The 9,315-nt window shown below is 39.4% G+C and carries 9 protein-coding genes, 2 tRNA genes and 1 pseudogene; 1 reads left to right on the forward strand and 11 read right to left on the reverse strand.

What is annotated here, in order from left to right; all coding sequences use genetic code 11:
* Positions 1-21: 21 nt before the first annotated feature.
* The 8 genes and pseudogenes from nuoG to PVV63_RS07220 all read right to left on the reverse strand — a co-directional run bounded on the left by nuoG (position 22) and on the right by PVV63_RS07220 (position 7,532).
* Positions 22-2,091: an NADH-quinone oxidoreductase subunit NuoG gene (gene nuoG / locus PVV63_RS07185; protein ID WP_273791277.1), complete on the reverse strand. Its 2,070-nt coding sequence runs from the start codon at positions 2,089-2,091 to the stop codon at positions 22-24.
* Between the two features lie 68 nt (positions 2,092-2,159).
* A complete protein-coding gene (nuoF, locus tag PVV63_RS07190) occupies positions 2,160-3,464 on the reverse strand; it encodes an NADH-quinone oxidoreductase subunit NuoF (protein ID WP_273791278.1) in 1,305 nt (434 codons plus the stop codon).
* A gap of 145 nt (positions 3,465-3,609) precedes the next feature.
* A pseudogene (gene nuoE / locus PVV63_RS07195) lies at positions 3,610-4,282 on the reverse strand (NADH-quinone oxidoreductase subunit NuoE).
* Complete coding sequence (locus PVV63_RS07200) at positions 4,282-5,472, reverse strand: NADH-quinone oxidoreductase subunit D (RefSeq protein WP_273791280.1); 1,191 nt, start codon at positions 5,470-5,472, stop codon at positions 4,282-4,284. Before PVV63_RS07200 ends, nuoE begins: the two are co-directional and overlap by 1 nt.
* Positions 5,473-5,593: 121 nt before the next feature.
* On the reverse strand, positions 5,594-6,205 hold the full coding sequence (locus PVV63_RS07205; protein ID WP_273791281.1) for an NADH-quinone oxidoreductase subunit C: 612 nt from the start codon (positions 6,203-6,205) through the stop codon (positions 5,594-5,596).
* A gap of 14 nt (positions 6,206-6,219) precedes the next feature.
* Positions 6,220-6,801: an NADH-quinone oxidoreductase subunit B family protein gene (locus PVV63_RS07210; RefSeq protein WP_273791282.1), complete on the reverse strand. Its 582-nt coding sequence runs from the start codon at positions 6,799-6,801 to the stop codon at positions 6,220-6,222.
* Positions 6,792-7,157: an NADH-quinone oxidoreductase subunit A gene (locus tag PVV63_RS07215; RefSeq protein WP_005773599.1), complete on the reverse strand. Its 366-nt coding sequence runs from the start codon at positions 7,155-7,157 to the stop codon at positions 6,792-6,794. The genes PVV63_RS07210 and PVV63_RS07215 overlap by 10 nt, the downstream gene beginning before the upstream one ends.
* 298 nt (positions 7,158-7,455) lie before the next feature.
* Positions 7,456-7,532, reverse strand: a tRNA-Asp gene (locus tag PVV63_RS07220).
* A gap of 174 nt (positions 7,533-7,706) precedes the next feature.
* Between PVV63_RS07220 and PVV63_RS07225 the strand changes: the two genes are divergently transcribed.
* Positions 7,707-7,782: transfer RNA gene (locus PVV63_RS07225), tRNA-Val, on the forward strand.
* A 100-nt stretch (positions 7,783-7,882) separates the two neighbouring features.
* On the opposite strand, the gene PVV63_RS07230 is transcribed toward PVV63_RS07225, so the two are convergent.
* The 3 genes from PVV63_RS07230 to PVV63_RS07240 form a co-directional block, all read right to left on the reverse strand.
* The gene (locus PVV63_RS07230) at positions 7,883-8,251 is read right to left on the reverse strand and encodes a helix-turn-helix domain-containing protein (protein ID WP_273791283.1); all 369 of its coding nucleotides are present in this window, start codon (positions 8,249-8,251) and stop codon (positions 7,883-7,885) included.
* 65 nt (positions 8,252-8,316) lie between these two features.
* The gene (locus PVV63_RS07235; protein WP_342753374.1) at positions 8,317-9,102 is read right to left on the reverse strand and encodes a DNA adenine methylase; all 786 of its coding nucleotides are present in this window, start codon (positions 9,100-9,102) and stop codon (positions 8,317-8,319) included.
* A 24-nt stretch (positions 9,103-9,126) separates the two neighbouring features.
* Positions 9,127-9,315, reverse strand: a 189-nt coding sequence (locus PVV63_RS07240) for a hypothetical protein (protein WP_273791285.1), incomplete at its 5' end; no start/stop codon positions are given.

Raw genomic sequence — 9,315 nt, forward strand, 5'->3', positions numbered from 1 at the left:
TCTTTTTCCTTTGCCCTTACTTTACAGTACAGTTTGCGTAGAACGATTTTTTGCAAGAGATGAACATTTAGCCATAACAGCAGAAGCACGTGCTATCGGATTTGTTAAATAAAAGTCTTTAACCATAGAAGTAAATGTTTGACTCTCGAGAGAAACCATTTTTGAACCAAGCGCCTTAAGACCACTTATATCAGAAGGCACTATATCATCAACAGCACAAAGGTGTGGATAATCATTAAACAAGCATTGCCTTAATTGAGGAAGAGAATCAAAAGGGAGTTTTTGTCCTAAAATATCCGATAAAGCACGCAAAATAGCCCAATCTTCTTTTGCTTCACCTGGAGCAAAACCAGCCCGATTTGTCATTTGAACACGTCCTTCTGTATTCACATAAAGCCCTGATTTTTCAGTGTAAGCAGATGCAGGCAAAATAACATCAGCAGCATGTGCACCATTATCACCATGGCTCCCAATATAAACTGTAAAAGCTTTTGTATTGGCTAATTCTACTTCATCAGCACCAAGCAAAAATAGAACTTCACAGGTTTTAAGTATATTTGCAACCCCAAGCTTAGAAGTAAAGCCTATGTCTAACCCTCCAACAATCGATGCTGCATTATGAAGAACCCCAAACCCATTCCATGTCTCACTAAGAGCACCAATATTATCAGCTAATTTAGCAAGACTTTTTAAAACAGATAAACCTTCATTTCCTGAAACAGCCCCCTCTCCGATAAGAATAAGGGGCCTCTTCGCTTCTTTTAAGACATTAAAAAAAACATCCTCTCCACGAATAAGTGTCGTTAATGTATCACTCCCAGATCCAAGGTAAGAATAAGGATAACGTAAATCGACTTTCTCTCCAATTAATGCAATAGGAAAATTGCCCATCCGTTGGCGCTTTAAAATACGCGCATTTAAAACAGCTGCTTCATGACGTGGATTAGATCCCACAATAAGCAGTGCATCAGCCTGTTCAATACCTACAATTGTAGGATTAAAAATATAACTCGAGCGTCCAAACTCTGGCGATAAAGCCCCCCCTCTTTGACGACAATCAAAAAGCGTTGAGCCCAAAGAGCTCAATAATGTTTTAAGGGCATACATTTCTTCAACAGAAGCAAGATCTCCAGCAATGGCTCCAATTTTTTCTGGAAAAATTTTAGAGATCACCATTTTAATTTTTGCAAAAGCTTCTGTCCAACTGACAGGTTGAAGCTTTCCATCTTTGCGTACATATGGCTTATCAAGCCGCTGAGTCCGTAATCCATCCCAAATAAAACGCGTTTTATCAGAGATCCATTCCTCATTTACATCTTCATTCGTACGCGGCATAATCCGCATAACTTCACGGCCGCGGCTATCAATACGGATAGCACTACCAAGCGCATCCATCACATCAATCGATTCCGTTTTTACCAATTCCCACGGACGGGCATGAAACGCATAAGGTTTTGAAGTTAAAGCTCCCACTGGACAAAGATCAATAACATTTCCCTGTAACTCAGATGTCATAGCTTTTTCAAGATACGTCGTAATTTCAGCATCTTCACCACGACCGATCAAACCAAGCTCAGAAATACCTGCAACTTCCGTTGTAAAACGAACACACCGTGTACAATGAATACATCGTGTCATAACAGTTTTGACAAGAGGTCCAATATATTTATCTTCTACAGCACGTTTATTTTCTGTATAACGAGAACAATCTCGTCCATAAAGCATTGCTTGATCTTGAAGATCACACTCTCCCCCTTGATCACACACTGGACAATCCAAAGGATGATTAATGAGAAGAAATTCCATAACACCTTCACGTGCTTTTTTTACCATCGCCGTATTGGTAAAAATTTCAGGTGCTTCACCGTTAGGCCCTACTCGTAAATCACGAACCCCCATAGCACAAGAAGCCTGAGGTTTTGGAGGACCACCCTTAACCTCAACTAAACACATACGACAATTTCCAGCAATTGATAAAGATTCATGAAAACAAAAACGTGGCACTTCAACACCCGCCGCCTCAGCAGCCTGAAGCAACGTGTAGTAATCAGGAACTTCAATCTCTTTGCCATCAACTTTGATATTTATCATCACCCATCCAACCTGCGGATAACCCACTTAAAATTTGCATTCGGTTGCTCTTAGAACAAAATCCGTTATTAAACCGCTTCTAAAGCAATATTTTTGCTTTGGACTACATTTCGCGTGTATTCATCAATTCTACGCTCGATTTCCGGACGAAAATTACGTATCAACCCCTGTACAGGCCATGCGGCAGCATCACCAAGCGCACAAATAGTGTGTCCTTCAACCTGTTTAGACACTTCAAACAAAAGATCAATCTCGCGTTTTTGCGCTCTTCCTTCAACCATACGCCCTAAAAGACGCATCATCCACCCCGTCCCCTCACGACACGGTGTACACTGTCCACAACTCTCGTGCTTGAAAAAAGCAGCTATACGCCAAATTGCCTTGATAATATCGGTTGATTTATCCATAACAATCATTCCCCCTGTGCCAAAAGAAGACCCGACATCTCTCATCCCATCAAAATCCATGATCGCATCGATCATATCCTCACCACGAACGACTGGACAAGAAGCCCCCCCTGGAATAACCGCTAAAAGATTATTCCATCCACCACGAACACCACCCGTATGTTTTTCAATTAATTCACGGAATGAAACACCAAGAGCGTCTTCAAATGTACAAGGTGCATTAACATGCCCTGAAACCATAAATAATTTCGTTCCAACATTATTTGCTCGTCCAATTGATGAAAACCACGAAGCACCCCGCCGCAAAATCGTTGGAACAACGGCAATAGACTCTACATTATTTACTGTTGTTGGACAGCCATAAACCCCCATATTGGCAGGAAATGGTGGCTTAAGCCGAGGTTGCCCCTTTTTTCCTTCAAGACTTTCAAGAAGAGCCGTTTCTTCACCACAAATATAAGCACCAGCTCCATGATGAATAACAATATCACAAGCATGCCCATATTTCGTTTTTTTGCCAAGTAACCCCGCATCATAGCACTCATCAACGGCAGCTTGAAGCGCTTCACGTTCACGAATATATTCACCACGAATATAAATAAAAGCAACATTGGCTCCCATAGCAAAAGTAGCGATTACACATCCTTCAATCAAAGTATGGGGGTCATGACGTAAAATATCACGGTCTTTACAAGTTCCAGGTTCAGATTCATCGGCATTGACAACCAAATAATGAGGACGCCCATCATTCTGCTTTGGCATAAAGGACCACTTCATACCAGTAGGAAAACCAGCACCACCACGACCGCGTAAACCCGATGCCTTCACTTCGTCAATGATCCAATCACGACCTTTGTCAATCATCTCTTTCAGACCATTCCAATGCCCACGCAACATCGCAGCCTTTAATGATTTGTCTTTTAAGCCATAAATATTGGTGAAGATACGATCTTTATCAGCTAGCATACCTCACCTTTTTTCTATTACCCATAGCATTTTCCGCTTTTCCTCAAATGCAATTTTTAAATATCTTTTCAAGACTTCTTACTTTTCGTTAAATGTTGCCATCATGGGTAGAATAATAAAATATTTTTTCAAGAAAAATACTTAATTATGTTCCCATTCTTTCCTTATCCTTTTTTGGTGAAGACTTGAGAGATCTTTTTTTCTTTCTCATCATCAATAAGAGAAGTTAAACCACTAATCGGTTCCGACGATTTACGACTATTTTGTGGACCAACCGCTATCTCAGAACTTTCACCTGCTTCAAATGCATCAATAATTTCTTCAAGGCGTTCAGCTGTAAGATCTTCATAAGTATCTTTAAAAATCATAACCATCGGAGCATTAACACAAGCACCAAGACACTCTACCTCTTCCCATGATAAGGTTCCATCCTGATTGGTCGCAAAAGGTTCATGATGAATTTTTTTCTGACAAACTTTAATCAATTCATCAGAACCACGTAACATACAAGGCGTTGTACCACAAACTTGAATATGCGCTTTTGTTCCAACAGGCTTAAGCTGAAACTGAGTATAAAAAGTAGCAACTTCTAAGACACGGATATAAGCCATGGAAAGAATCTGAGCAATATGCTCAATCGCAGCACGTGTCACCCAACCATCTTGCTCTTGAGCGCGCATTAATAATGGAATTACAGCAGACTGCTGACGCCCTACAGGATATTTTTTTATGGTATTTTGTACCCATATCTGATTTTCTTTTGTAAAAGAAAACTCAGCCGGCTGATAAACATCATCTGCAAGACGGCGTACGGACATTAGCGATCAACCTCCCCAAAAACAATATCAATCGAACCCAAAATAGCTGTAGCATCTGCCAACATATGACCTCTGGTTAAAAAATCCATAGCTTGGAGATGAGCAAACCCAGGAGCACGCAACTTGACACGATAAGGCTTATTGGTCCCATCAGAAACAAGATAAACACCAAACTCACCCTTCGGAGCTTCCACAGCAACATATACTTCTCCAGGAGGTGTATGAAAACCTTCCGTATAGAGTTTAAAGTGATGAATCAGTGCTTCCATCGAGCTTTTCATTTCACTCCGCGTCGGTGGTACGATTTTGCGATCCAAGCTCGAAATCGGTCCATTTTTTTCAGTACTCAGTAAACGCTCCACACATTGGCGCATGATTTTCGCTGATTGACGCATTTCTTCCATACGAATAAGATAGCGATCATAACAATCGCTATTTTTACCTACAGGAATATCGAATTCCATTTCATCGTAACATTCATAAGGCTGACTTTTACGCAAATCCCATGGAACACCAGCTCCACGAATCATAACCCCAGAAAAACCGCGTGCCCAAGCTTCATCAATACTTACAACGCCAATATCCACATTACGCTGCTTAAAAATCCGATTTGGGGTCACAAGCGCATCAAGTTTTCCGAGAGAAACAAGAAATGGATCAATAAAATCACCAATATCTTCAACTAAAGATTCTGGTAAATCTTGATGCACGCCACCGGGACGAAAATAATTTGCATGAAGACGAGCACCACAGGCACGCTCATAAAAAATCATCAACCTTTCACGTTGCTCAAACCCCCAAAGCGGTGGTGTTAAAGCGCCAACATCCATTGCCTGTGTCGTTACATTAAGCAAATGATTAAGAATACGCCCAATTTCAGAAAACAAAACACGTATTAATTGCCCTCTTTTAGGAACTTTAATATCTAATAACTTTTCAATAGCAAGAACAAAGGCATGTTCCTGATTCATAGGAGCAACATAATCCAAACGATCCAGATAAGGACCCGCTTGAAGATAAGTCTTTGTTTCCATTAATTTTTCAGTACCGCGATGCAACAACCCAATATGTGGATCTACACGCTCAACAACTTCACCGTCCAACTCCAGAACCATGCGCAAAACCCCATGCGCGGCAGGATGCTGCGGACCAAAATTGATATTAAAGTTTCGAACATTGACCTCAGCCACAACCAACCCCTTGCTTTTTAAAAAACTTCATATCAAATATCAAAAAAATCTATCACGCTAAAAAATATTTAATTATTTAAGAAATACAGTACTCTAATATAATGCCTTATCAAAACCAATATTATTTTTTTTCATCTGCTTTTCCATCACGTGGCAAAGTATACTGTCCTCCTTCCCAAGGAGACAGAAAATCAAAATTACGCATCTCTTGGCGCAAAACAACAGGCTCATAAATCACCCTCTTTGCTTCATTATCATAACGGCATTCAACAAATCCTGTCACAGGAAAGTCTTTGCGTAAAGGATATCCTTCAAACCCATAATCTGTTAAAATCCGTCTCAAATCCGGATGTCCTGAAAATAAAATCCCATACATATCATACGTTTCTCGTTCATACCACTCTGCACCAGGATAAACCGTACAAGCTGAAGCAACAGGAGTATTTTCATCAGTACGAACCTTTACACGTAAGCGTAAATTCTCACGAGGAGATAACAATTGGTAAGAAACATCAAAGCGCTTATCGCGAGAAGGATAATCCACACCACTAATGTCTGTAAGATTAATAAATTGACAGCGAGAATCATCTCGAACAAACATTAAGACATCGATAATTGCATCAAGACGTGCCACAATGGTCAATTCACCAAAAGCAAGAACAGTCTCTTCAAGCTTATTTTTTAACTTGTTTTCCAAATAAGCAGCAAGTTCAACCAATGTTTCATCCACCATGACAAGAAAACTCTCTATCGCTCTATGGATCCGGTACGACGGATTTTTTTCTGTAACAACAATATGCCGTATAATAATGCCTCTGCTGTAGGTGGACACCCTGGAACATATATATCGACAGGCACGATACGATCACATCCCCGCACTACTGAATAGGAATAATGATAATATCCCCCACCGTTTGCACATGACCCCATAGAAATCACATAACGTGGCTCAGGCATCTGATCATAAACCTTCCTTAAAGCAGGCGCCATCTTATTTGTGAGCGTACCAGCAACCACCATCACATCGGACTGGCGGGGTGAAGCTCGTGGTGCATATCCAAAACGCTCATTATCATAATGAGGCATTGAGCATTGCATCATTTCGATAGCACAACAAGCCAAACCAAAACTCATCCACATTAAAGAACCGGTACGTGCCCAAGTAATCAAAGCATCTGCCGAGGTAACTAAAAAACCCTTATCTGATAATTCAGCATTGATATCACGAAAAAACTTATCATCAGATCCTATCAGCCCACCAGTATTTGGATCAATGATTCCTTTTGGTTTTGGAGCTGTAATCGTTGAATTATTAGATCTTAATTCCATTCAAGGGCTCCTTTTTTCCATTCATATATAAATCCAATAGTCAAAATCGCTAAAAACACAATCATCGACCAAAAGCCAAACATACCTATTGATTCGAATGAAACAGCCCAAGGAAAAAGAAAAGCAACTTCAAGATCAAAAATAATAAATAAAATTGATACCAAATAGAAACGAATATCAAACTTCATGCGTGCATCACTAAATGAATTAAACCCACATTCATAAGCCGATAACTTTTCAGGATCGGGGGAACGATATGCTACAATGTAAGGTGTAATCAACAAAACTCCAGCAATAACCGCTGACACAATAATGAAAATCAAGACTGGTAAGTAAGAGCTCAATAAATAAGCCATAACCCTCTTCCATCGTAACGAAATGCCTGAGTTTAACACAATGATCCAATATTGCGAGACCAAACAGACAAATTTAACAATCGCTCTATTAACTCTATTCATACTGCTTCAAAGGCATACAGAGCGATACTTTTCTTATCGGCATAGGTAACGCAGAGCAAAGAAAGACGCAAGCCCTATTCTTATAAACCATATAAAAAGAAAGAAAAAACATATTTATCCCCCAATTAAATACTCCACCACCTCACTCATAGCATATGAATACTTTAAAAAGGAAATTTCATAAGGAATCACGAAATGGCGCGAGTGACGGGGCTCGAACCCGCGACCTCCGGCGTGACAGGCCAGCACTCTAACCAACTGAGCTACACCCGCGCATTTTTTTTCGAACCAATTTAATTTGGTACAAGCGGTCGTGTAAGGGGTTCACGCGTTTATGTCAAGAAGGATTATGCATTTTTAAAAAAAATTATCAAATACCATCTTTATTCTTGCGTTTAGAAAAGTTTTTCCTTAAAGAGTCTCCATTTAATTGCTGATCATTGCATTGGGCGATTAGCTCAGCTGGTAGAGCGCCTCGTTTACACCGAGGATGTCGGGAGTTCGAGTCTCTCATCGCCCACCATATAGCTTTATATTCCTATTAAGCTTTTGATTCTTCATATGTTTTTTTAAGTGAGGGACGCGTAAATAAAAGTTAGGGAATAGGATTTTGCAACACGTCTCTATAGGACGCCTCTTTTTTTGCAAACTTTCTCAAGAAAGTCTTTTAATTCTGCTAAGTTTTGTTGTGAAAAATTCTCTAAATTTCTAACAAACTCACCAACAGCTTCACATCTCAACGGATCAGAAGTCTTGATTGTAAAACTTTTGCGACAAGCATAAGCTGCTTTCCTTAAGAGTAAAGCCTTCTCTTTATCTAAACCATAAAGCTCTATGATCTTTTCCTCCAGTCCTACAGGAACAGATTTTTTGCCAATCTCGACAGAAGATAAAAATGCTACAGATATGTCTAATTTTTTAGCCATATCTAAAAGGCGTTCGGAGTGATCAATGCGAAGTTTCCGTAAAATTTTACCAAAAGATGTAACCATATAAAAAGTCCTATTAGAGAAGAAATATTTTCTTCTGATTCTAACAAATCTTTTTATGATTTTCCTCAATTATTGCGAATCAAGAGTTCTTTTCGGGGTGGTTTTTTAGCAAAACCAGAGGTCCAAAGGGTCTCTAATTCTAAAAAGTCAAAATCCTTAAAGATCTCTCGAACCGCATCACAATCATTTAGACTCAAGACAAATTTGCCTTGTATGCTTTTGAGAACTTTTGCCATACTCACAAAATCATCTTCAACAAAATTCCCAGAGCTGTAACACTTCTTCTTCACTAGATAAGGCGGGTCTAGGTAAAATAAACTGTCGGGTGCATCAAATAGCTCGATAACCCGTTCCCACGACAAATTTAAGATTGTCGTATCAAGAAGCTTCTGTCTAACACGCCTCATCCTTGATAACAGCTTTTCGGGATTAAACTCTGCCGTTCTTTTCCTTCCAAAACTAAAAGAGACATAATCTTTTTTCCCATACATCACACAACGTTGGAGAAACAAAAAACGTGCGGCTCTTTCAACTTTGGAAAGGCTTTCTGGATCAATCGCCGCAAGTTCAAAAAACAACTGTCTTGAACAAACAAACCATTCTAGTCGTTTGGCTAAATCATCAAAGTTATTTTGAACACATTGAAACAGGTTCGTGATCTCTCCATTCAAATCATTAATCACGGAATATTTTGCTGGTCTTTTATTTAGGAAAATAACACCAGAGCCTAAAAACGGTTCAACATAGGTTTCATGGTCAATATTATTTAAAATCGGTATAATTTTCTTACGCAGATAGTGTTTACCACCCATCCACGCAAACAATGTTTGTGTAAATTCTTGTTTCATCATATTTTTAAAGGAGAGATTTGATATTTAACTTTTGGTTAACCATCTTTTAAGATGTGAGAAACTATTCTCTATGGCGTCCACAAAACGGGAAAAATCTATTACAAACATAAAGACAATAAAGGCTATCAATTTCATGATGCGTGACATCATCTTTAAACCTTGATAGGTCTCTATCATCTCGTGAAGGAGCTGTTGTTCTTTTTCTGTAAGATC

The sequence above is a fragment of the Bartonella sp. CM31XJBT genome (assembly GCF_028618555.1).
Classification (GTDB): domain Bacteria; phylum Pseudomonadota; class Alphaproteobacteria; order Rhizobiales; family Rhizobiaceae; genus Bartonella.

Bases quoted from the DNA above. Each gene is read 5' to 3' on its own strand.
- PVV63_RS07205 (WP_273791281.1), bottom strand. From the start codon at position 6,205: ATGGTGGATGAAACATTGGTTGAACTTGCTGCTTATTTGGAAAACAAG.
- PVV63_RS07210 (WP_273791282.1), bottom strand. From the start codon at position 6,801: ATGGAATTAAGATCTAATAATTCAACGATTACAGCTCCAAAACCAAAA.
- PVV63_RS07230 (WP_273791283.1), bottom strand. From the start codon at position 8,251: ATGGTTACATCTTTTGGTAAAATTTTACGGAAACTTCGCATTGATCAC.
- nuoG (WP_273791277.1), bottom strand. From the start codon at position 2,091: ATGATAAATATCAAAGTTGATGGCAAAGAGATTGAAGTTCCTGATTAC.
- nuoF (WP_273791278.1), bottom strand. From the start codon at position 3,464: ATGCTAGCTGATAAAGATCGTATCTTCACCAATATTTATGGCTTAAAA.
- PVV63_RS07235 (WP_342753374.1), bottom strand. From the start codon at position 9,102: ATGATGAAACAAGAATTTACACAAACATTGTTTGCGTGGATGGGTGGT.
- PVV63_RS07215 (WP_005773599.1), bottom strand. From the start codon at position 7,157: ATGGCTTATTTATTGAGCTCTTACTTACCAGTCTTGATTTTCATTATT.